Annotated in this window: 25 protein-coding genes; 10 read left to right on the top strand and 15 right to left on the bottom strand. The window is 64.4% G+C overall.

The annotated features are described in order from the left end of the window. Window positions 1-6: 6 nt before the first annotated feature. A complete protein-coding gene (gene thrS, locus RBB18_RS02165) occupies window positions 7-1,986 on the top strand; it encodes a threonine--tRNA ligase (RefSeq protein ID WP_306112329.1) in 1,980 nt (659 codons plus the stop codon). A gap of 65 nt (window positions 1,987-2,051) precedes the next feature. Here thrS and RBB18_RS02160 read toward each other — a convergent pair whose 3' ends face one another. Next, window positions 2,052-2,420: a hypothetical protein gene (locus tag RBB18_RS02160; protein ID WP_152474383.1), complete on the bottom strand. Its 369-nt coding sequence runs from the start codon at window positions 2,418-2,420 to the stop codon at window positions 2,052-2,054. Window positions 2,421-2,440: 20 nt separating this feature from the next. Beyond that, a complete protein-coding gene (locus tag RBB18_RS02155; protein WP_306112336.1) occupies window positions 2,441-2,752 on the bottom strand; it encodes an arsenate reductase family protein in 312 nt (103 codons plus the stop codon). Window positions 2,753-2,960: 208 nt separating this feature from the next. Here RBB18_RS02155 and RBB18_RS02150 point away from each other — a divergent pair, with 208 nt between their 5' ends. Next, on the top strand, window positions 2,961-3,167 hold the full coding sequence (locus RBB18_RS02150) for a cold-shock protein (RefSeq protein ID WP_103761643.1): 207 nt from the start codon (window positions 2,961-2,963) through the stop codon (window positions 3,165-3,167). Between the two features lie 33 nt (window positions 3,168-3,200). On the opposite strand, the gene RBB18_RS02145 is transcribed toward RBB18_RS02150, so the two are convergent. The 4 genes from RBB18_RS02145 to RBB18_RS02130 form a co-directional block, all read right to left on the bottom strand. Then, complete coding sequence (locus RBB18_RS02145; RefSeq protein ID WP_306112328.1) at window positions 3,201-3,497, bottom strand: hypothetical protein; 297 nt, start codon at window positions 3,495-3,497, stop codon at window positions 3,201-3,203. Between the two features lie 175 nt (window positions 3,498-3,672). Then, window positions 3,673-3,951, bottom strand: coding sequence for a hypothetical protein (locus RBB18_RS02140; RefSeq protein ID WP_211286106.1), 279 nt, complete (start codon window positions 3,949-3,951; stop codon window positions 3,673-3,675). Window positions 3,952-4,230: 279 nt separating this feature from the next. After that, window positions 4,231-4,719: a dihydrofolate reductase gene (locus tag RBB18_RS02135; RefSeq protein WP_103761645.1), complete on the bottom strand. Its 489-nt coding sequence runs from the start codon at window positions 4,717-4,719 to the stop codon at window positions 4,231-4,233. Next, window positions 4,719-5,510, bottom strand: coding sequence for a thymidylate synthase (locus tag RBB18_RS02130; protein ID WP_103761646.1), 792 nt, complete (start codon window positions 5,508-5,510; stop codon window positions 4,719-4,721). Before RBB18_RS02130 ends, RBB18_RS02135 begins: the two co-directional genes overlap by 1 nt. Window positions 5,511-5,850: 340 nt before the next feature. On the opposite strand from RBB18_RS02130, the gene RBB18_RS02125 reads away from it, so the two are divergent. The 3 genes from RBB18_RS02125 to RBB18_RS02115 all read left to right on the top strand — a co-directional run bounded on the left by RBB18_RS02125 (window position 5,851) and on the right by RBB18_RS02115 (window position 7,836). Then, the gene (locus RBB18_RS02125; protein ID WP_306112327.1) at window positions 5,851-6,279 is read left to right on the top strand and encodes a VOC family protein; all 429 of its coding nucleotides are present in this window, start codon (window positions 5,851-5,853) and stop codon (window positions 6,277-6,279) included. 109 nt (window positions 6,280-6,388) lie between these two features. Further along, a complete protein-coding gene (locus RBB18_RS02120; RefSeq protein ID WP_371931574.1) occupies window positions 6,389-7,093 on the top strand; it encodes a DUF1194 domain-containing protein in 705 nt (234 codons plus the stop codon). Further along, window positions 7,090-7,836 (top strand): DUF1194 domain-containing protein, encoded by a 747-nt coding sequence (locus tag RBB18_RS02115; protein ID WP_306112326.1) that lies wholly within the window; start codon window positions 7,090-7,092, stop codon window positions 7,834-7,836. Before RBB18_RS02120 ends, RBB18_RS02115 begins: the two co-directional genes overlap by 4 nt. Here the strand turns inward: RBB18_RS02115 and RBB18_RS02110 are convergent. The 3 genes from RBB18_RS02110 to RBB18_RS02100 all read right to left on the bottom strand — a co-directional run bounded on the left by RBB18_RS02110 (window position 7,830) and on the right by RBB18_RS02100 (window position 9,127). Further along, complete coding sequence (locus RBB18_RS02110; RefSeq protein WP_103761649.1) at window positions 7,830-8,330, bottom strand: MarR family winged helix-turn-helix transcriptional regulator; 501 nt, start codon at window positions 8,328-8,330, stop codon at window positions 7,830-7,832. The genes RBB18_RS02115 and RBB18_RS02110 overlap by 7 nt on opposite strands. A 108-nt stretch (window positions 8,331-8,438) precedes the next feature. Further along, window positions 8,439-8,696: a succinate dehydrogenase assembly factor 2 gene (locus RBB18_RS02105; RefSeq protein ID WP_274592142.1), complete on the bottom strand. Its 258-nt coding sequence runs from the start codon at window positions 8,694-8,696 to the stop codon at window positions 8,439-8,441. A gap of 8 nt (window positions 8,697-8,704) precedes the next feature. Beyond that, window positions 8,705-9,127: a helix-turn-helix transcriptional regulator gene (locus tag RBB18_RS02100; RefSeq protein ID WP_306112325.1), complete on the bottom strand. Its 423-nt coding sequence runs from the start codon at window positions 9,125-9,127 to the stop codon at window positions 8,705-8,707. A gap of 72 nt (window positions 9,128-9,199) precedes the next feature. Here RBB18_RS02100 and RBB18_RS02095 point away from each other — a divergent pair, with 72 nt between their 5' ends. Together RBB18_RS02095 and RBB18_RS02090 are read left to right on the top strand one after the other, a co-directional pair. Next, window positions 9,200-10,402: a pyridoxal phosphate-dependent aminotransferase gene (locus tag RBB18_RS02095; protein WP_306112324.1), complete on the top strand. Its 1,203-nt coding sequence runs from the start codon at window positions 9,200-9,202 to the stop codon at window positions 10,400-10,402. 49 nt (window positions 10,403-10,451) lie between these two features. Further along, the gene (locus tag RBB18_RS02090; RefSeq protein ID WP_306112323.1) at window positions 10,452-10,868 is read left to right on the top strand and encodes a hypothetical protein; all 417 of its coding nucleotides are present in this window, start codon (window positions 10,452-10,454) and stop codon (window positions 10,866-10,868) included. Window positions 10,869-10,994: 126 nt separating this feature from the next. Here the strand turns inward: RBB18_RS02090 and RBB18_RS02085 are convergent, their stop codons facing one another. Continuing rightward, window positions 10,995-12,464, bottom strand: a complete 1,470-nt coding sequence (locus RBB18_RS02085) for a class I adenylate-forming enzyme family protein (RefSeq protein ID WP_306112322.1) — start codon at window positions 12,462-12,464, stop codon at window positions 10,995-10,997. A gap of 281 nt (window positions 12,465-12,745) precedes the next feature. Here RBB18_RS02085 and accB point away from each other — a divergent pair, with 281 nt between their 5' ends. Next, window positions 12,746-13,261, top strand: a complete 516-nt coding sequence (accB, locus tag RBB18_RS02080; RefSeq protein ID WP_274592146.1) for an acetyl-CoA carboxylase biotin carboxyl carrier protein — start codon at window positions 12,746-12,748, stop codon at window positions 13,259-13,261. Between the two features lie 10 nt (window positions 13,262-13,271). Beyond that, on the top strand, window positions 13,272-14,624 hold the full coding sequence (gene accC / locus RBB18_RS02075) for an acetyl-CoA carboxylase biotin carboxylase subunit (protein ID WP_306112321.1): 1,353 nt from the start codon (window positions 13,272-13,274) through the stop codon (window positions 14,622-14,624). A 217-nt stretch (window positions 14,625-14,841) separates the two neighbouring features. Here the strand turns inward: accC and RBB18_RS02070 are convergent, their stop codons facing one another. Next, window positions 14,842-15,546, bottom strand: coding sequence for a bifunctional 2-polyprenyl-6-hydroxyphenol methylase/3-demethylubiquinol 3-O-methyltransferase UbiG (locus RBB18_RS02070; RefSeq protein ID WP_306112320.1), 705 nt, complete (start codon window positions 15,544-15,546; stop codon window positions 14,842-14,844). 95 nt (window positions 15,547-15,641) lie between these two features. Here RBB18_RS02070 and aat point away from each other — a divergent pair, with 95 nt between their 5' ends. Then, a complete protein-coding gene (aat, locus tag RBB18_RS02065; protein ID WP_103761657.1) occupies window positions 15,642-16,292 on the top strand; it encodes a leucyl/phenylalanyl-tRNA--protein transferase in 651 nt (216 codons plus the stop codon). Here aat and RBB18_RS02060 read toward each other — a convergent pair. The 4 genes from RBB18_RS02060 to clpX form a co-directional block, all read right to left on the bottom strand. After that, window positions 16,256-16,633, bottom strand: coding sequence for a DUF2155 domain-containing protein (locus tag RBB18_RS02060; protein WP_306112319.1), 378 nt, complete (start codon window positions 16,631-16,633; stop codon window positions 16,256-16,258). The two genes, aat and RBB18_RS02060, sit on opposite strands and share 37 nt — an antisense overlap. Further along, on the bottom strand, window positions 16,630-17,097 hold the full coding sequence (gene mlaD, locus RBB18_RS02055) for an outer membrane lipid asymmetry maintenance protein MlaD (RefSeq protein ID WP_306112318.1): 468 nt from the start codon (window positions 17,095-17,097) through the stop codon (window positions 16,630-16,632). Before mlaD ends, RBB18_RS02060 begins: the two co-directional genes overlap by 4 nt. A 27-nt stretch (window positions 17,098-17,124) precedes the next feature. Then, the gene (locus RBB18_RS02050; RefSeq protein ID WP_103761901.1) at window positions 17,125-17,508 is read right to left on the bottom strand and encodes an NADH:ubiquinone oxidoreductase subunit NDUFA12; all 384 of its coding nucleotides are present in this window, start codon (window positions 17,506-17,508) and stop codon (window positions 17,125-17,127) included. Window positions 17,509-17,756: 248 nt separating this feature from the next. Further along, window positions 17,757-19,019 (bottom strand): ATP-dependent Clp protease ATP-binding subunit ClpX, encoded by a 1,263-nt coding sequence (clpX, locus tag RBB18_RS02045; RefSeq protein ID WP_103761902.1) that lies wholly within the window; start codon window positions 19,017-19,019, stop codon window positions 17,757-17,759. Window positions 19,020-19,199: the final 180 nt, after the last annotated feature.

The following is a 19,199-nucleotide window of genomic DNA, read 5'->3' as shown; positions in this document are numbered from 1 at the left end:
CCAGACATGGCTCAGATCTCCCTTACCCTTCCCGATGGCAATGCGCGGCAATACGACGCCGGGATCACCCCCGCCGAAGTGGCCGCCGATATCTCGACCTCGCTGGCCAAGAAGGCCATTTCGGCCCATGTGGACGGCAAGCACTGGGATCTGGCCTGGCCCATCGAGAGCGACGCGCAGATCGCCATCAACACGATGAAAGACGAAGAGGCCGCCAACGAGCTGGTGCGCCACGACCTCGCACATATCATGGCCCGCGCGGTGCAGGAGATCTGGCCCGAGACCAAGGTCACCATCGGCCCGGTGATCGAGAATGGCTGGTATTACGATTTCGACCGCGCAGAGCCGTTCACTCCCGAGGATCTGGGCGCGATCGAGAAGAAGATGCGCGAGATCATCAACCTGCGCGACCCCGTGCGCACCGAGGTGTGGGAGCGGGACCGCGCGGTGCAGCACTACAAGGACAATGGCGAGCACTACAAGGTTGAGCTGATCGACGCCATTCCGGGTGACGAGCCCTTGCGGATGTATTGGCATGGCGACTGGCAGGACCTGTGCCGGGGTCCGCATTTGCAGCACACCGGACAGGTGCCGGCGGATGCGTTCAAGCTGATGTCCATCGCAGGTGCGTATTGGCGCGGTGACAGCAGCCGCCCGATGCTGCAGCGGATTTACGGCGTGGCCTTTACCGGCAAGGAAAAGCTGAAGGCATACCTGAATTTCCTGGAAGAGGCCGAGAAGCGCGACCACCGCAAGCTGGGCCGCGAGATGAGCCTGTTTCACATGCAGGAAGAGGCCCCCGGACAGGTCTTTTGGCACCCGAACGGCTGGACGATCTATACCCAGCTTCAGGATTACATGCGCCGCAAACAGCGCGCGGGCGGATACCGCGAGATCAACACGCCGCAGGTCGTGGACCGCAAGCTTTGGGAAAAATCCGGGCACTGGGACAAGTACCAGCACCACATGTTCATCGTGGAGGTGGACGAGTCCCGCGACGGCGAGGATGACGACGCGAGCGTCAAGAACAAGGACCAGACGCGGATCAACGCGCTGAAGCCGATGAACTGCCCCTGCCACGTGCAGGTTTTCAACCAGGGCCTCAAATCCTATCGCGACCTGCCCTTGCGGCTGGCCGAGTTCGGGTCCTGTGCCCGGTTCGAGCCGTCGGGCGCGCTGCACGGGATCATGCGGGTGCGCGGGTTCACCCAGGACGACGCGCATATCTTCTGCACCGAGGAGCAGATCCAGGAGGAATGCGCACGGTTCATCGACTTTCTGGCGGATGTCTACCGCGAGCTGGGCTTTCCGGAATTCGAGATCAAGTTCGCCACGCGCCCCGAAAAGCGCGTGGGCAGCGACGAGTCCTGGGACTACGTAGAGGGCGCGCTGGAGAACGCGATCAAGGCGGTGGGGCGTGACTATACGCTGGAGCCGGGCGATGGCGCGTTTTATGGCCCGAAGCTGGATTTCTACCTGACCGACGCGATCGGCCGGGTCTGGCAATGCGGCACGTTCCAGGTGGACCCCAACCTGCCGGAGCGGCTGGAGGCGACGTATATCGGCGCGGATGGCGAAAAGCACCGGCCCTTCATGCTGCACCGCGCCTGCCTTGGGTCGTTCGAGCGGTTCGTCGGCATCCTGATCGAGAACTGGGAAGGCAAGCTGCCTTTCTGGCTGGCCCCTAGGCAGGTGGTCGTGGCCTCGATCGTGTCCGAGGCGAACGAGTACGTGCTGGACGTTGTCGAACAGTTGAAGGCCGCGGGCGTGCGCGCCGAGGCGGATCTGCGCAACGAGAAGATCAACTACAAGGTCCGCGAGCATTCGGTGGGCAAGGTGCCGGTGATCCTGGCAGTGGGGATGCGCGAGGTCGAGGAAAAGACCGTGTCGGTGCGGCGGCTGGGCGAAAAGCAGACCAGCGTGCAGAGCCTGGAGGAGGTCACGGCATCGCTGGCCAAGGACGCGACGCCGCCGGACCTTGCCTGACGGTATCGGTTGGGGTCACCCGCCCCGGGCTTGACCCGGGGCGGTGTCGTCCACAAGCGGGCGTTTCAGAAATGCGCCTTGGGCTCGTCCGGTTTGCCGGCGGCGATGGCCAGCAGACCGGCCAGCCCGACGAAGCCGATCGGGAAAAGCGTGAAGGGGCCGATGCCGAACGTGTAGGTCATCAGCCCCGCCGAGATCAGCATCAGGATACCGCCCCAGAGCGCCCGCGCCTTGGCCATGGCCGCCCCGGCAATGGCCAGGAGCGGCGAGACGAAACTAGCGGTGCGCACCAGCCCCTCGCGGTCGAGCGCGGAAGCCAGCCCCTCGACCTCGCCGTATTCGCGGATGAATTCAGTATAGCCGAAGCTGAAGAAGCCCACGATCAGGGCGAGGCAGCCGCCGATGATCCCCAAGACAAGTGCCGCGTTGCGCATGGGTCTGTCTCCTTTGCCTGTCAGGCCAGCGCGGCCTGCACGTCCTTGCCCCAGCCGAGGTAGAGTGTACCGCCGTCGTCGATCAGCGGGCGTTTCATCAGCGTGGGATACGCGGCGAGCAGGTCCAGCGGATCGCCTGCGCGCTCGGCCTCGCCGAGGCCACGCCAGGTGGTGGAGCGGGTGTTCAGCAGGGCTGCGCCGAATTGTCCATGCGCCCGGGCGAGGACATCGGCGGGCACGCCATCGGCGCGGACATCGCGCAACTCGGCATTCGGCAAGGATTTCAGCGCCTTGCGGCAAGTATCGCAGTTTTTCAGCCCGTAAAGGATCATTTTCGCTCCGCTCACGTTTTCATCAGTTCCCCCCACCTAAGCATCCATGCGGCGTGTTTCACTTGCTTTTTACGTGATGCGCCCAATCTTCTTGTACGTGGTCTTGGTTCTGCGTCCCGCGGCCTTTGGGCCGACATGCGGGAACGCAGCCCCTTGGCGGCACAGCCCGGCTTAGCCGGGAAAGACAACGGCAAGAAGGAGAAGCGGAATGCCGACCGGCACCGTGAAATGGTTCAATACGACAAAGGGCTATGGCTTCATCGCCCCTCAAGAAGGCGGCAATGACGTCTTCGTGCATATCAGCCAGGTGGAACAATCCGGCATGACCGGCCTGGCCGACGATCAGAAGGTCGAATACGAGCTTCAGGACGGCCGCGACGGTCGTCCCATGGCGGTCAACCTCAAAGCGGTCTGATCCCGCCGCAGGCCCTGGCGACGCAGCACTTTTTCAGGCCGGGTTCTCGGCCTGAACTTTATCCCAGTTTTCCCCCATCGCGACAATGCAGGACGTGCCGGTGGCATAGGCCACCACGAGCGTCCAGCCGCCGCTCTCATCCGTCCAGACCTCCATCAGTTGATCGGGCCCTTGCGTGCCACGGGCAAAGCGCGTCACGCCGAACTGGCGCGACAGCTTTTGCGTCAGGGTGTGGCTGGGTTCGCAGAGAATGTCCGCGATCGGGCTGGTCGCCGCCGCGGGCGTGGCGCCGAGGGCGATCAGCGCAAGGCCGGTGATATGCCTGAACATGGGGCTGCTCCTGTCGTTGACTGCACCTGGGATGTAACAGATTTGCGACAGCACGTATAGCCCCCGTATATACGCAGGATATACGCTGTGGATTTCGGGGCGTTGATAAGGCACGAAAAAAGGGCGCACGCGGCGTACGCCCTTTTCCCAAAATCTCAGATCCGTCGGTTGCGGCTCAGAAACAGCCCTTCTGCCCTTCGGGACAGTTGTAGGAGCGGCGCACCTTGTGGACATAGTGCTTTTTCTTCGGCACCGGGTGCTGCATGACCTGACGATAGCTTTGCGATTGGTTCGGGGTGCCGCAGGAGATCATGCCGCCAAGCGACACCGGTTGCAGGCCGCCGGGACAATAGTTTTCCTTGGAATGATAAGGATAAAGCTTGCCATCGGCGAGCGCCGGCCCGGCGGTGACGGTCGCGGCCAGGGCGACCAAAATGGGTTTGAGAATGCGCATAAGGTCCTCGTTCGTTATAAATTTTTTTCGGCCCGTCCCACGGATACCAGATATGGTACGCGATGGCCGGGGTCTGTCAATTTCTAATGTTAAAGCGATTGGTGCGGATGCCTGGACAAAGGCTGTGGCGGGACGCGCCCGACCTGGAGGGCGTTTTGGCCGGGGTGGTCAATGTGCCGCGAACAAGACCGCACGCCGGTCATAGGGCGAAGGACCTCACCATCGCGCCCTCCGGGGGGAGGTCGGGCGCGGCCCGGCAGAGCCGGGCGGGACGCGTGGTCAGCGTTTGCGCAAAAGCTCCACCACCTCACACCGCGGCCCCTCTTCCTGAAGCACGAACCGCACGGTTTCCTCCCACTCCGCCGGGTCATACTCCGGGAACCACGTGTCGGCGTCCTCGACGGCCAGATCGACCTCGGTGATCACCAGACGGTCGGCGCGGGGCAAGAGGCTCTCGTAGATCCCCGCCCCACCGATGCCGCAGATATGGGCGTAGCCGGCGGCGTGCGCGGCGGCGATCGCGCTGTCGATGGAGCGGTGGACGTGCTCGGCGCCGTCGGGCATGCCCGAGGACACGACCAGGTTCAGGCGGTTCGGCAGGGGGCGGAAGCGTTCGGGCAGGCTTTCCCACGTGCGGCGACCCATGATGCAGGCGGTGCCGGAGGTCTCGCGCGAGAAGAACTTGAGGTCGGCGGGGATGTGCCACGGAATACCCCCCTGCCGCCCGATGGCGCGGTTGCGGTCGGTCGCCACCACAAGCGAGATCATCAGACCGCCACCGGCGCGGAAATATGCGGGTCGGGATCGTAGCCGGTGATCTCGAAATCCTCGAAACGGAAATCGAAGATCGATTTGACGTCACGGGTGATCCGCAGCGTCGGCAAAGGCTTGGGCGTGCGGGAGAGTTGCAGTTTCACCTGGTCTACATGGTTGGAATAGATATGCGCGTCGCCGAAGCTGTGCACGAAATCGCCGGGCTCGTAGCCCGTGACATGGGCCAGCATGTGCAGCAGCAGCGCGTAAGAGGCAATGTTGAACGGCACGCCCAGGAACATGTCGGCCGAGCGCTGGTAGAGTTGCAGGTGCAGCTTGCCCCCCGCGATGCGCACCTGCCAGAGCGTGTGACAGGGCGGCAGCGCCATGTCGGGCACATCGCCCGGATTCCAGGCCGAAACGATCAGGCGGCGGCTGTCGGGGGTTTCGCGGATCATCTCCATCAGGGTTTCGATCTGGTCGATCTCGCCCACCGGGCCGGGCCAGTGGCGCCACTGGTGTCCGTAGACGGGGCCCAGGTCGCCGTCCGCGTCCGCCCATTCATCCCAGATGGAAACGCCGTTTTCCTTGAGATAGGCGATGTTGGTCTCGCCCGAGAGGAACCACAGCAGTTCGTGGATGATCGAGCGCAGGTGCAATTTCTTGGTGGTCACCAGCGGAAAGCCGTCGGCCATGGCATAGCGCGATTGCAGACCGAAGGCCGAGATCGTGCCGGTGCCGGTGCGGTCGGTCGAGGGCACGCCATGCGCCATCACATGGGCCAATGCGTCGTGGTATTGCTTCATCGGGTCTTTCCGCCTTTGGGCATTTGCAGGGCGCGGACAACTAATGCGAGTCGCACCCCACTATATCTTGTGAGACGGCGCAAACAATCCTCCAGATCGGGTGGCGGTTGCAAAGCAACACCCCTGATTTTTCGGTTTCGGCGAGCTGCATGGATTTTATACCCACGGTGTCGTTGAATACCGAGGCGACGGAGTCGAACATCAGCCGGTTCGACGTGGACGAGACCTCGGTCAGTTTCGGCATCCGCTCGGAATTCTGAGGGTCCTGCCCCGCTCTGGACAGCGCGGCGCTTTCGGCTAACTGTGGTGGGAAAATCCAAATCAAAGGAGCCGCACGCTTATGGCGCTGAAATACCTGCACACGATGGTCCGGGTGAAGGACCTGGAGAAATCCATGGCCTTCTACGAACTTCTTGGCCTGAAGGAGACCCGGCGGATGGACAGCGAACAGGGCCGCTTTTCGTTGATCTTCATGGCACCGCCGGGACAGGAGGACTGTCCGATCGAACTGACGTACAATTGGGACGGCGATGACGATCTGCCGGATGACAGCCGGCATTTCGGGCACCTGGCCTATCGCGTCGATAACATCTACGACATGTGCAAGCATCTGCAAGACAACGGCGTGACCATCAACCGCCCGCCGCGCGACGGGCGCATGGCCTTCGTGCGCAGCCCCGACAACATCTCGGTCGAGCTGCTGCAGGAGGGTGACGCGCTGGAGCCCGCCGAGCCGTGGGTCAGCATGGAAAGTACCGGACACTGGTGATGGATCTGCACCGTCTTCCGCTGATCGCGGCGGCGGTGCTGGCCACCGCCCCTGCCCTGGCCGACGCGCTGGACGACGCGGCGCGGGACAGTCTGCGGGCGTTGACGCAGTGAGCGCGTGGCGCGCCCTGGCCCTTGCGCTCATGGCGCTGATGCCGCTCAGGGCCGGGGCCGAGGGCTGCCGGCTGGCGCTGGTGCTGGCGGTGGACGTGTCCTCGTCGGTGGATGCCGCCGAGTACGACCTGCAACGTGTTGGGCTGGCCGCCGCATTGGATGCCGAGGAAGTGCGGCACGCGATCCTGCGCGGCGCGCCGGGGCACGTGGCGCTGGCGGTCTACGAGTGGTCGGGGTTTTACCAGCACAAGCTGCAACTGGACTGGTCGGTGCTGGACAGCCCCGCCGCGATCGACGCGGCGGTCGAGACCTTGCTGAAGATGCGCCGCAGCCATGACGAGTTTCCCACCTCGATGGGGCCGGCGCTGGGGTATGGCGCGCAATTGCTGCAGCAGGCGCCGGCTTGCGAGCGGCGGGTGATCGACGTGTCGGGCGACGGGGTGAACAACTATCGCTATGGCCCGCGCGAGGCCTACCGGCATTTCCCGATGCAGGATGTCACGGTGAACGGGCTGGTGGTGCTGGGCGAGGACCCCAGCGTGCTGACATGGTACGGGGCCGAGGTGTTGCACGGGCCGGGGGCGTTCTTGGTCGTGGCCAACGGGTTCGACGAGTTCACCGAGGCGATGACCCGCAAACTTTATCGTGAAATCAACGACATCATCCTGGGCAGCGTGACGCGGCCCGGACCGCACGGATGAGGTTGCGGGCGCTGGTGCTGGCCTGTGCCGCGCTGTGGCCGGGGCTGGGCCAGGCCGACTGCCGGCAGGCACTGGCGCTGGGGATGGACGTGTCGGGATCGGTCGATGCGGGTGAATACCGGCTGCAGACCGACGGGCTGGCCGCAGCGCTGCTGGCGCCGGACGTGCAGGCGGCATTCCTGGCCGTCCCCGAGGCGCCGGTGCGCCTGATGATCTATGAATGGAGCGGGGTGCAGGACCAGCGCGTGCTGCTGGACTGGACCGAGATCGACAGCGCGGCGCGTCTGGCCGAGGCCGCTTCCCGTCTGCGGGCGACGCGCAAGGCCAATGGCGACGATCCCACGACAGCGATCAGCGCGGCGATCCTTTTCGGCGTGGCGTCCCTGAACCGTCAGGCCGCCTGCCTGCGCCGGACGCTGGATATCTCGGGCGACGGGCCCTCCAATATAGGGCTGCATCCTCGCGACCTGAACGACACCGACCTTGGCGATATCACGGTCAACGGTTTGGTCATCGGGCCGCAATCACGCTCGAACACGTCGAAGAACCTGCATAACGTCAAATCGCTGGAAGGCTATTACCGCGCCTTCATCCTGCACGGTCCCGGCGCCTTTGCCGAGGTGGCGGAGGATCATGCCGATTTCGCCGCCGCCATGCGCCGCAAGCTGATCCGCGAGCTGCAACTGCCGAACCTGTCCCGGCTCGTGCCGTCACAGCCCGCGGGCCTGCGCCTGCCTCAATAGATATAGCGGATCTGGTCGGTCCAATAGCGTTCGACCCGGCGCAGAGCGCCGGTGATCTGGTCGACGCCGTCAAGGGTGATGACACCGCGCGATTGCAGCCCTTCTGCGTGACGCTCGAAGAGGCCGGCGACCACGTCCCGGATGCCCCGGCCCTTTTGCGTCAGCCGGACGCGCACCGAGCGGCGGTCGATCTCGCACCGCTGGTGGTGCATATAGCCCATCTCGACCAGTTTCTTGAGATTGTAGCTGACATTGCTGCCCTGGTAATAACCGCGGGTCTTGAGCTCGCCCGCCGTCACCTCGTTGTCGCCGACGTTAAAGAGCAGAAGCGCCTGAACCGCGTTGATCTCCAACACGCCGATCCGCTCGAACTCGTCCTTGATGACATCCAGAAGCAGCCGGTGCAGCCGCTCCACCAAAGACAGCGCATCGAGATACCCTGTCATGAATCCGTCCGACCGCACCGCGGCCGGCACCTGTTGTTGAAAACTCATCCTCGTCTCCATGCGATACTGCTCGGAGACTGATGTGACAAAGAAAGCCGAATAATCGGTTAAATGCCGCAAATACAGTGTAAAATGCGAAGCATTTCGCGGCTTGCGTCAGCCGGCGGAGACGGCGCGGACCTGCCCGATCAGCGGGGCCAGGTGTTCGGGCGGATCGGTCTGGCCCGTGACCCACTGGTAAAGGTCCTGGTCGTTTTCCTCCAGCAGCGCCTCGTAGAGGTCCAGTTCGGCGGGCGTCAGGGCGGCCAGACGCGCCTCGGAGAAGCGCATCAGAAGGATGTCCATCTCCTTGATGCCGCGCCGCATCGACCGCATGCGCAGCCGCTTGAGCCGTGTTTCCGCAGATTCGGTCAAGGCGCGGATCAGGCCCGGTCCTGCAGCACCTTGCGCAGGGTCTTTTCCAGCCTGCCAAGGCGTTCGGCGCTGCCGACGATCTGCGTACGCAGGGCGCGGATCTCGGTCATCATGGCGGTCACGTCGGCGTTGTCCTCGGCGTCGGCGGGGGCCTCGGGGCCGTCGCCTTCGGCCATCAGCAGCCAGCGCAGGCTTACGTTCAGCAGGCCCGACACGGTGGAAAGCTTGTTCGCCCGCGGCTCGGTCACGTCGTCTTCCCAGCCCTGGAGGGTCTTGAGCTTGACGCCCAGCCGCTGCGCCATTTCCTTTTGCGTCATGCCCGCCGCCTCGCGTGCCCCCGCAAGCCGGTCACCGAACGTGGTGGCATCGGGATCGAACCAGTCGTTTTGCGTCTCGGCGGTCATGGTCTTCCTTTCCGGGGTTTGGCTCATCGAAAGCATCTTGCCTAGCATACGAGCCATGACCTACGAAGACCACAGCCGAAAAACCACCAGAGGTGCGACATGTCTCCGCTATCAGCGACACTTTCCCGCGTGAAACCTTCTCCGACCATGGCAATTTCCGCCAAGGCGCTGGAAATGAAGGCCGCGGGCGAAGACGTGATCGGCCTGAGCGCGGGCGAGCCCGATTTCGACACGCCGGAAAACATCCGCGCGGCGGGTATTCGGGCCATCGAGGACGGCAAGACGCGCTATACCGCGCCCGATGGCATTCCCGAGTTGAAAGACGCGGTGTGCGCCAAGTTCAAGCGGGACAACGGGCTGGAATACACGCGCTCTCAGGTCAGCATCGCCTCGGGTGGAAAGCAGATCCTGTATAACGCGCTGATGGCGACGCTGAACCCCGGCGACGAGGTGGTGATCCCGGCGCCCTTCTGGGTCAGCTATCCGGACATGGTGACACTGGCCGGCGGCACGCCTGTGATCGTCGAGGCGGGGATCGAGACCGGGTTCAAGCTGACACCCGAGGCGCTGGAGGCGGCGATCACGCCGAAGACCCGCTGGTTCATCTTCAACTCGCCGTCGAATCCGACCGGCGCGGGGTATTCGTGGGACGACCTGAAGGCGCTAACGGACGTTCTGATGCGGCATCCCCATGTGTGGGTGATGACGGATGACATGTACGAGCATCTGGCCTACGGCGATTTCCGCTTCTGCACGCCTGCGCAGGTCGAACCGGGCCTTTACGAGCGCACGCTGACCTGCAACGGGGTTTCCAAGGCCTATGCGATGACCGGCTGGCGGATCGGATATGCCGCGGGGCCCGAGGTGCTGATCGGCGGGATGCGCAAGATCCAGTCGCAATCGACCTCGAACCCCTGCTCGATCAGCCAGTGGGCCGCGGTCGAGGCGTTGAACGGCACGCAGGATTTCCTGGCACCGCATAACGAGATGTTCGTCCGCCGCCGCGACCTGGTGGTCGACGCGCTGAATGGCATTGCGGGCCTCACCTGCCCGCGGCCGGAGGGGGCATTTTATGTTTACCCGTCCATTCAAGGCCTGATCGGCAAGACCAGCGCGAATGGTGCGCTGATCGACAGTGACGAGGCTTTCGTGACCGCGCTGCTGGAGGAGACGGGCGTCGCCGTGGTGCATGGCGCGGCGTTCGGCCTGTCGCCCTATTTCCGTGTCAGCTATGCCACATCCGATGACGCGCTGAAGGAGGCGTGCGCCCGGATTGCGGACTTTTGCGGGAAATTGTCGTAATGCGTCAGGCGATTAACCGAAACCATCGCGAGACGCATGGGAGACCCGCTTGAGCGGCGAGTTGCCAGACTATTATTTCCGCGTCCGTGAGAACGGGGCCTTCGTGTTTCGCGTGGACACCGAGAACCGCCAGCGGCGGATCGAGATGGACCAGATCGCGGTCATCAACATCAAGAACGGCCAGGTCAAACCCCATGGTGACAGGGAGCTCAGCGACGAGGACGCGCGGGTCATCAAGCAGTGGATGGACGAGCGCACCGAGCTGCTCGCCAAGCGGGACATCGACGATATTCACCGTGCGGTGGATTACCTGAACCTGACGACCCACTGGGCACAGTCGCGGGCCACGGACGACCAACTGGAGGACGTGACCGACGCCCTGCTGCTGGCGATGCACGACTTGCGGACGGTGCTGGTGCGCAAGAAGGCGGACCGGATACTGTCCGCGGACAAGGACGACGGCTGAGCCACCAATTTCTGCGCAGAAATCGGGCCGGAAAATACGTATTTTCCGGATCAGGATTTACGCAAATCCTGGTCCATTTTCTTGCAAGAAAATGCTGCGGAAATTTGCAAATTTCCGCCCGCGCCATCAACTCTGCGCCAGACGCTCTCGCAGCGCGGTCTTGACCACCTTGCCGTAGTTGTTCTTGGGCAACTCATCGACAGCGACATAGGCCTTGGGGCGTTTGAACCGGGCAATCCGGTCCAGACAATGGGCGTCGAGCGCGGGCTCGTCCAGTGTGCCGTCCGTCGGGACCACAAAGGCCACCACCTCCTCGCCCCATTCGGCGCTTTGACGACCCACCACGGCCACCTCGGAAACCGAAGCGTGGGTCAGCAACGCCTCCTCGACTTCGCGGGGATAGACGTTCTGCCCGCCGCTGATGATCACGTCCTTGGAGCGATCCTGCAACGTGAGATAGCCCGCCGCGTCGAGGCAGCCCATGTCGCCCGTCAGGAGCCAGCCATCGCGGATGGTCTCGGCTGTGGCGGTCTCGTTGCGCCAGTAGCCGGGCATCACGAGGTCGCCGCGCACCATGATCTCGCCGACCTCGCCAGGCTGAAGGGCTTGCCCCGCGGCGTCGCCCACGCGCAGTTCGATCCCGGCCTGGGCGCGGCCGACAGTGGCGAGGGCGCGCCGGGCCGAGACGTCCTCGCGGCTCAGCGACGTGATCGCCATCGGCGCCTCGCCCTGCCCGTAGATCTGGATGAAAACCGGGCCGAACACATCCAGCGCCGCCTCGATATCGGAGACGTACATCGGCCCGCCGCCGTAGACGACACTGCGCAGGCCGGTCCCGTCGCGACCTTCGGCTTTTGCGTAATCGGTCAGCCGGCGCACCATCGTGGGCGCGGCGAACATGTGCATCCGTTCGTAATGCGACGCAAGGTCGAGGATTTCACGCGGGTCGACGCCGCCGCTTTCGGGCATCACATGGCGGGCGCCCATCAGCACATGCACGAGGCTGTAGAGCCCGGCGCCATGGCTCATCGGTGCGGCGTAAAGCGTGGCGTCTTCGGAACTGACCGCGTCGACCGAGGCGAGGTAGGCAAGGCTCATCGTCTGAAGCATCCGGTGGGTGATCTGCACACCCTTGGGCCACCCCGTGGTGCCGGAGGTGTAGAAGAGCCAGGCCAGGTCCGACGGCGCGCGTGGCACGAGGGGCAGCGGATCGCCCGCGACCTCGTCCGGGGAGGCGACCGGACAGGCGGTCGCCGCCAGCGCCTCGACCTGCGCCCCGGTTGCGATGCAGAGCGACGCCTCGGCATTGTCGAGGATCCAAGTTACTTCCTGTCCGTGCAGCCGGGCGTTGACCGGCACGGCCACGGCCCCGGCGATCCAGATGCCGAAAAGCGCCACGAGATAATCGGGGTGGTTCGCCATGAAGAGCGCCACGCGGTCGCCGGGGCCGGTGCCGCGCGCGACGAGACCGCCGGCGAAGGCGGCGGCGCGGGCGTGAAACCCGGCGTAGTCGGCGATGCTTCGCGTGCCGTGAAACAGCGCCGGCTTGGTCCCGCCTGCCTGTGCCTGACGCTGGAGCCAATGGACGATGTTCATGCGCATCCTCGCGGCCTAGGGGTTGCGGCCAGTGTTTCCCCGACCGCGGGCCAGTTCAATCGCAAACTCTGTCACCGCGCGTCAGCGGGGACTTTCGAAGGCAAAAAGCCACCCGCTTGGGACGCGTTTGATTTTCCGCTCGCAATCCTGCGCCGAATGCCTCAGATTTCCTTGCAAATAGGCGCTTTCAAGTAGGCCCATCCTGGCCTATAAGCGCGCAAAACAAGACAGGCGCGGCCGGACGGGACAGTGGGCCGCGACCCTAGCTTCGAGGATACGGGATGCCGGACAAGACTTCCAAGACGAACCACGACGCGGATGTGGCGTTTATCAAGGCGCTTGCCGAAGTGCTGAACGCGAATGACCTGACCGAGTTGGAGGTCAAGCGCGAGTACGGCGACGACGACACGCTGAATGTCCGGGTCAGCCGCAAGCAGAAGGTCGTGCAGCAGATGTCGGCCCCCGCCCCGGCGGCACCCTCTGCGCCGCACGCGCCCGCCGCGGCACCGGCCGCCTCAGGATCCGAGCCTGCCGCCCCCGCGAACGAAGATCCGGCCAGCCATCCCGGCGCGGTCACCTCGCCCATGGTCGGGACGATCTACATGCAGGCCGAACCCGGCGCGCCCGCCTTCGTGGCGACCGGCCAGCAGGTGGCGGAGGGTGACACGCTGCTGATCGTCGAGGCGATGAAGACCATGAACCACATCCCCGCCCCCCGTGCCGGAACCGTGAAGCGCATCCTGGTGGAGGACGGCGCCGCGGTGGAATACGGCGCGCCGCTGATGATCATCGAATAAGGGCAGCGCGATGTTCGACAAAATCCTTGTGGCCAACCGGGGCGAGATTGCCCTGAGGGTGATCCGCGCGGCCCGCGAGATGGGCATCCGCACCGTGGCGGTGCATTCCACCGCCGATGCCGACGCGATGCATGTGCGCATGGCCGACGAATCCGTCTGCATCGGGCCGCCGCCCGGGTCCGAGAGCTATCTGTCGATCCCGTCGATCATCGCCGCCTGCGAGGTGACGGGGGCGCAGGCCATTCACCCCGGCTATGGTTTTCTCAGCGAGAACGCCAATTTCGTGCAGATCGTCGAGGACCACGACCTGACCTTCATCGGCCCCACCGCCGAGCATATCCGGGTGATGGGCGACAAGATCACCGCCAAGGACACCATGAAGGCGTTGGGCGTGCCCTGCGTGCCGGGGTCTGAGGGCGGGGTGGCCGATCTCGCCGCGTCCAAGGCGCTTGGTGACGAGATGGGCTATCCGGTGATCGTCAAGGCCACCGCGGGCGGCGGCGGGCGCGGCATGAAGGTGGCGCAGACCGCCGCCGACATGGAAAACGCCTTCATGACCGCGCGGTCCGAGGCCAAGGCGGCCTTTGGCAATGACGAGGTCTATATCGAGAAATACCTGACCACGCCGCGCCATATCGAGATCCAGGTCTTCGGCGATGGCAAAGGTGGCGCGGTCCACCTGGGCGAGCGCGACTGTTCGCTGCAACGGCGGCACCAGAAGGTGTTCGAGGAGGCGCCCGGCCCCTGCATCACCGAGGAAGAGCGCGCCCGGATCGGCAAGATTTGTGCCGATGCGGTGGCCAAAATCGACTATGCCGGCGCGGGCACGATCGAGTTCCTGTACGAGAAGGGCGAGTTCTATTTCATCGAGATGAACACCCGGCTTCAGGTCGAACACCCGGTAACCGAGGCGATCTTCGGCGTCGACCTGGTGCAGGAACAGATCCGCGTGGCCGAAGGGCTGCCGATGTCCTTCACCCAAGAGGATCTGAAGATCAACGGCCATGCCATCGAGGTGCGTATCAACGCCGAGAAACTGCCGACCTTCTCGCCCCGGCCGGGCAAGATCACGCAGTTTCACGCGCCGGGCGGCCTGGGCGTGCGGATGGATTCGGCGCTTTATGACGGTTACAAGATCCCGCCCTATTACGATTCCCTGATCGGCAAGCTGATCGTCCACGCGCAGGACCGTGCCACGGCGCTGGCGCGGTTGAACCGCGCATTGGGCGAGTTGATCGTGGACGGCGTCGACACCACCGTACCTCTGTTTCACGCTCTGCTGCAGGAGCCCGACATCCACTCGGGCGACTACAACATTCACTGGCTGGAACATTGGCTGGAAACCAACCTGCAGGACGGCTGAGCCCGGCCCCAATGTGCCGGTGCCCGGGTCTGTACATCGCGTGATGTCGACCAGGCCGCAGGCTTTCCAACCCTCTGTGCTGCGTCCGCGTAGCCTTGCCGCAGGGCAACTCGATTTCGACGGGTTTGGCCCCGAGGGCGCCTTTGCCTCGCCCTTTTGCCAAGTCGCTGACCGGGCGGCACCTGCGCCACCCTGGTGCCAGGCTTTCGCCGCACGCTCAGCTGTCCCTGGCGATCAGCGTAAAGCTCGCGCGTCCGATCGGCCCGGTGCGGTAGTAATCCGACAGACCGTCGCGCAAGCCAGGCGGCAGCTGCGTCCAGTCGGACCAGTCCACCTCGTAGCCTGCCGCCTCGGCGGCCTGGGTGATCGCGCCGCGGCTGGGGATCATGTGCGGCGGACGGGACGGCCCGCCAGTGGCGCGCCGCGGCTCCAGCCGCAGGACCGGGTCATGTGAGCCCGCCACGACACCGTCGCCCAGCACCATCCGGGGCCGCAGCATGGCGACATCCGCGAACACACCGTGCAGGTCGCTGACATCGCGCAGCACGTCCATCAGGACCACCAGTTCGAACCGCTTGGCCCTGTCAGCCGCGTGTTGCAGAAAGTCGAGCGGGTCGGCATGGCGCATCTCGACCCGTTCGCGGGCACCGATCGCGGGCAAATCCTCGAACCGGGCGACAAGATCCGCCTGCGCCTCGACCCCGACAACCTGCAACGCGCCGGCCTGCGCGAGGTCGGCGCACCACTTGCCGTCGCCGGCACCGAGATAGAGCACACTGCTGTCGGTGATGACGTGGCGAAAACAATCGAACAACATGCCGTAGCGCGCCTGACGCCGGTTGGCGCGCTGGCGCAGGGTGTCTTCCACCGCGCAATTTCCATCAGTCCCACCCACGGCGGGCGCATCGTTCAGGCCGTCCATGTCATCTCCTTTGCCATGCACCGTGCAAAGGCTTACCATGGGAGGTGTAACGAAGCGTAAACGCCGCCCCGCCCTGCCCCGCCATCCGGACGCCAATGTCAGACCGCCAGCCGCCTCTTGATCCAGACCTCTTGTTACAGGCCTATGCCGCGGGCATTTTCCCGATGGCCGAGTCCCGCCACGACCCGGATCTGTTCTGGGTCGACCCGCGGATGCGCGGTGTGCTGCCGCTGTCGGGGTTCCACGTTTCACGCTCGTTGGCACGTCGGATGCGGCGCGGGGCCTATAATGCCACGCTCAACGCGGATTTCGCCGGCACGGTGGACGGCTGCGCCGACCGCGCGGAGACGTGGATCAACGGGCAGATCCGGTCGCTTTACCTGGAACTGCACGCCAGGGGCCACGCCCATTCGCTGGAGATCTGGCAGGACGACCTTCTGATCGGCGGGGTTTACGGCGTGACGTTGGGTGCCGCGTTCTTCGGCGAAAGCATGTTCTCGCGCCGCACCGACGCGTCAAAGCTGGCGCTGGCGCACCTGACGGGGCATTTGCGGCGCTGTGGCTTTCTGCTCTTCGACACGCAGTTCCAGACCGAGCACCTGGCCAGCCTGGGCGCGCAGGAAATCCCACGCGCGGCTTACCGCAAGCAGCTGGCCCGCGCGCTGGAGGCGGAGGCGGATATCAACCACCCGCCTTTCGATCCGGCGCCTCATTGGGTCATGCAGCGCAACACCCAGATGTCATAGCGTTGATGTTCCACCGCGTTGAGCGCGGGCGACGAGGCCAGCATCCAGCCCGAGAAAATCGGCGGCGCGGATTCCTCGGGGTGGACGGTGAGAAAGGCATAGGCGTCGCCCGCCGGATTGCCCGCGGGATAGCGGCATTCGCCCAGTTCGATGCGCATCCGACCGACACTTGCAGCGCTGGCATTGGCGATCTCGAGGTCGCCGGATTCGGTGGTGATCTTGTCGACCCAGCGCAGCACGACGCCGGTGCCGACCTCGACCTCTTCCTGCGCCGCGGCGGGCGCGGCAAGGGCCAGCGCCATGAGGGCGGCGGCCGGGATGCTGCGGTGCCAGCGGTTCATTCGGGGGCATCTCCGCCGTCGTCGTCTCTGGCCACGAACTTGGTCAGAAGCGCGATCAGGCTGACGGAGCCTTGCGTGAACTCGATCTCGTCGCCAGCGGTGAAGTAGAAGGGCGAACCGCCGGGCATGATCTCGACAAAATTGCCACCCAGCAGACCCTCGGAACTGATCGCCAGCGCACTGTCGTCGGGCACCTCGATATCGTCGCGCACGGTAAAGACGGCGCGGGCGCGGTAGGTGTCGGGGTCGAGCTGCATGTCGGTGACGCGGCCGACCTTGACGCCGGCCAGGCGTACATCGGTTCCGACGTCTATGCCGTCGGCGCTGCGAAAGCTGGCGCGCAGCTCGTACTCCGGCGCGGCGCCCGAAAAGCCGCTGACTTGTCCGGCATAAATCACGAAACCCGCGGCAATCGCCAGCACGGCCCCGCCGACGGCGACCTCGGTCATGTTCTCGCTGGCCATGGGCGGCTCCTGGCTGGTGGGTCGGGGTTACTCGGGGCTCCAGGCCTCGTAGTCGCGGCGCTCGGCCGGATCGGCGCGGCGGATCGAGCCGGCGGGCGCATAAGCCAGCGCGGTGCCGGTAAGGTTTTCCTCGTGCGGCTTTTCCCAAGGCTTGCGCTTGAACGGCGCCTCGGTGGGCGGCTCCTTGTAGGTGTGGTGCAGCCAGCCATGCCACTCGGGGCTGACGCGGCTGGCCTCGGCCTCACCGTTGAAGATCACCCAGCGGCGCTTGCCGTCGCTTGTCTGGTAAAAGGTGTTGCCCTGATCGTCCTCACCGACCTTCATGCCATTGCGGCGGGTGTGAATCATCGTGTTGAGCGTGGCGCCGTTCCACCATGTGACGGCGCGCAGAAGCGAGGTGAGCAGACCCATCATGATCCTCCGGACTATGCTTGGTCCCGATATGCCGCAGATTGCCGCCAAGGTCCAGCCCGGACGCGGCCCTGCCGGCCTGTCTTCGCCATTGGCTGGTGTTGGCCGGCAAGGAGACGCCGGGCCGTATTCCTGTCGTGCGATCCGGCACTGGACCATTTTCTTTCAAAGAAAATGGTCAAGAAAATTCGAATTTTCTTGCCCAAATTTTTTGTAAAAATTTGTGCCTCCAAAGGCCCACCGTCGGGTCAGCCCGCGCTGGTGCCTTCCTTCTTGGCCTCGGCATGCACCATCAGCGGTGCGGCCTCGGCACTGACGGCTTCCTCGTTGACGACCACTTCCTCGACATCTTCCATGCCGGGCAGTTCGAACATCGTGTCGAGCAGGATATCCTCGAGGATCGAGCGCAGACCGCGCGCGCCTGTCTTGCGTGCAATCGCCCGCTTGGAAATCGCGCTCAGCGCATCGTCGGTGAAGCTGAGCGTCACGTTCTCCAGCTCGAACAGGCGTTGATACTGTTTGACCAGCGCGTTCTTCGGCTGGGTCAGGATCGTGATCAGTGCATCCTCGTCGAGGTCCTCCAGCGTCGCGATAACCGGCAGGCGGCCGACGAATTCCGGGATCAGGCCGAATTTCAGCAGATCTTCGGGTTCGAGGTCCTTGAACACCTCGCCCACGTTGCGCGATTCCTCGTCGCGCACATCGGCGCCAAAGCCCATGGCAGAGCCCTTGCCACGCTGGCTGATGATCTTGTCGAGCCCGGCAAAGGCCCCACCGCAGATGAACAGGATGTTGGTCGTGTCCACTTGCAGGAATTCCTGCTGCGGATGCTTGCGCCCGCCTTGCGGCGGTACGGCGGCCACGGTGCCTTCCATCAGTTTCAGAAGCGCCTGCTGCACGCCCTCGCCCGACACGTCGCGGGTGATCGAGGGGTTTTCCGACTTGCGGGTGATCTTGTCGACCTCGTCGATATAGACGATGCCGCGCTGCGCGCGTTCGACGTTGTATTCCGACGCCTGCAACAGCTTGAGGATGATGTTTTCGACATCCTCGCCCACGTACCCGGCCTCGGTCAGCGTCGTGGCGTCGGCCATGGTGAAGGGCACGTCGAGAATCCGCGCCAGCGTCTGCGCCAGAAGCGTCTTGCCGCAGCCCGTGGGGCCGATCAGCAGGATGTTCGACTTCTGCAGTTCGATGTCGTTCTTGCCGGAGTGATTGAGCCGCTTGTAGTGATTGTGCACCGCGACCGAAAGCACGCGTTTGGCGGTGAACTGGCCGATCACGTAATCGTCCAGCACATCGCAGATCTCGCGCGGGGTGGGCACACCGTCGGTCGCCTTCAGCCCGGCGGTCTTGGTTTCTTCGCGGATGATGTCCATGCAAAGCTCGACGCATTCGTCGCAGATGAACACCGTCGGACCCGCGATCAGTTTTCGAACCTCGTGCTGGCTCTTGCCGCAGAAGCTGCAGTAGAGCGTGTTCTTGCTGTCGCCACCGGAATTATTCGCCATTCTTGCACCTTTCGGCGTGTCGCGCCGCGTTTTGGGCCCATCGATTTGCGCCACTGTGGATGTATGCGACCGGGTCAGCCGGCCCTGGCGCGGGTCCCTTGTTTCTCGTCCGTTCGAAGCAGCTTAGGGCAGAGCGTTTGGCACCTCAATGTCAAAATCGCTCCTGCCCCGCCTTCCACC

Origin of the sequence: Roseovarius sp. MMSF_3298 (assembly GCF_030733705.1) — a bacterium.
In the GTDB taxonomy this organism is placed as follows: domain Bacteria; phylum Pseudomonadota; class Alphaproteobacteria; order Rhodobacterales; family Rhodobacteraceae; genus Roseovarius; species Roseovarius confluentis.
Note: the sequence above shows the minus strand (reverse complement) of the source record. Positions and strands in the feature narration are given on the sequence as shown.

Excerpts from the sequence above, each read along its gene's own strand:
- RBB18_RS02130 (WP_103761646.1), bottom strand. The coding sequence starts at position 5,510 with ATGAAGCAATACCACGACGCATTGGCCCATGTGATGGCGCATGGCGTG.
- RBB18_RS02135 (WP_103761645.1), bottom strand. The coding sequence starts at position 4,719 with ATGATCTCGCTTGTGGTGGCGACCGACCGCAACCGCGCCATCGGGCGG.
- RBB18_RS02140 (WP_211286106.1), bottom strand. The coding sequence starts at position 3,951 with ATGCGCATTCTCAAACCCATTTTGGTCGCCCTGGCCGCGACCGTCACC.
- RBB18_RS02110 (WP_103761649.1), bottom strand. The coding sequence starts at position 8,330 with ATGAGTTTTCAACAACAGGTGCCGGCCGCGGTGCGGTCGGACGGATTC.
- RBB18_RS02160 (WP_152474383.1), bottom strand. The coding sequence starts at position 2,420 with ATGCGCAACGCGGCACTTGTCTTGGGGATCATCGGCGGCTGCCTCGCC.
- RBB18_RS02050 (WP_103761901.1), bottom strand. The coding sequence starts at position 17,508 with ATGGGTCTGCTCACCTCGCTTCTGCGCGCCGTCACATGGTGGAACGGC.
- RBB18_RS02060 (WP_306112319.1), bottom strand. The coding sequence starts at position 16,633 with ATGAACCGCTGGCACCGCAGCATCCCGGCCGCCGCCCTCATGGCGCTG.
- mlaD (WP_306112318.1), bottom strand. The coding sequence starts at position 17,097 with ATGGCCAGCGAGAACATGACCGAGGTCGCCGTCGGCGGGGCCGTGCTG.
- RBB18_RS02125 (WP_306112327.1), top strand. The coding sequence starts at position 5,851 with ATGGCGCTGAAATACCTGCACACGATGGTCCGGGTGAAGGACCTGGAG.
- accB (WP_274592146.1), top strand. The coding sequence starts at position 12,746 with ATGCCGGACAAGACTTCCAAGACGAACCACGACGCGGATGTGGCGTTT.
- aat (WP_103761657.1), top strand. The coding sequence starts at position 15,642 with ATGTCAGACCGCCAGCCGCCTCTTGATCCAGACCTCTTGTTACAGGCC.
- accC (WP_306112321.1), top strand. The coding sequence starts at position 13,272 with ATGTTCGACAAAATCCTTGTGGCCAACCGGGGCGAGATTGCCCTGAGG.
- RBB18_RS02150 (WP_103761643.1), top strand. The coding sequence starts at position 2,961 with ATGCCGACCGGCACCGTGAAATGGTTCAATACGACAAAGGGCTATGGC.
- thrS (WP_306112329.1), top strand. The coding sequence starts at position 7 with ATGGCTCAGATCTCCCTTACCCTTCCCGATGGCAATGCGCGGCAATAC.
- RBB18_RS02095 (WP_306112324.1), top strand. The coding sequence starts at position 9,200 with ATGTCTCCGCTATCAGCGACACTTTCCCGCGTGAAACCTTCTCCGACC.
- RBB18_RS02085 (WP_306112322.1), bottom strand. The coding sequence starts at position 12,464 with ATGAACATCGTCCATTGGCTCCAGCGTCAGGCACAGGCAGGCGGGACC.
- clpX (WP_103761902.1), bottom strand. The coding sequence starts at position 19,019 with ATGGCGAATAATTCCGGTGGCGACAGCAAGAACACGCTCTACTGCAGC.
- RBB18_RS02115 (WP_306112326.1), top strand. The coding sequence starts at position 7,090 with ATGAGGTTGCGGGCGCTGGTGCTGGCCTGTGCCGCGCTGTGGCCGGGG.
- RBB18_RS02070 (WP_306112320.1), bottom strand. The coding sequence starts at position 15,546 with ATGGACGGCCTGAACGATGCGCCCGCCGTGGGTGGGACTGATGGAAAT.
- RBB18_RS02100 (WP_306112325.1), bottom strand. The coding sequence starts at position 9,127 with ATGAGCCAAACCCCGGAAAGGAAGACCATGACCGCCGAGACGCAAAAC.
- RBB18_RS02155 (WP_306112336.1), bottom strand. The coding sequence starts at position 2,752 with ATGATCCTTTACGGGCTGAAAAACTGCGATACTTGCCGCAAGGCGCTG.
- RBB18_RS02145 (WP_306112328.1), bottom strand. The coding sequence starts at position 3,497 with ATGTTCAGGCATATCACCGGCCTTGCGCTGATCGCCCTCGGCGCCACG.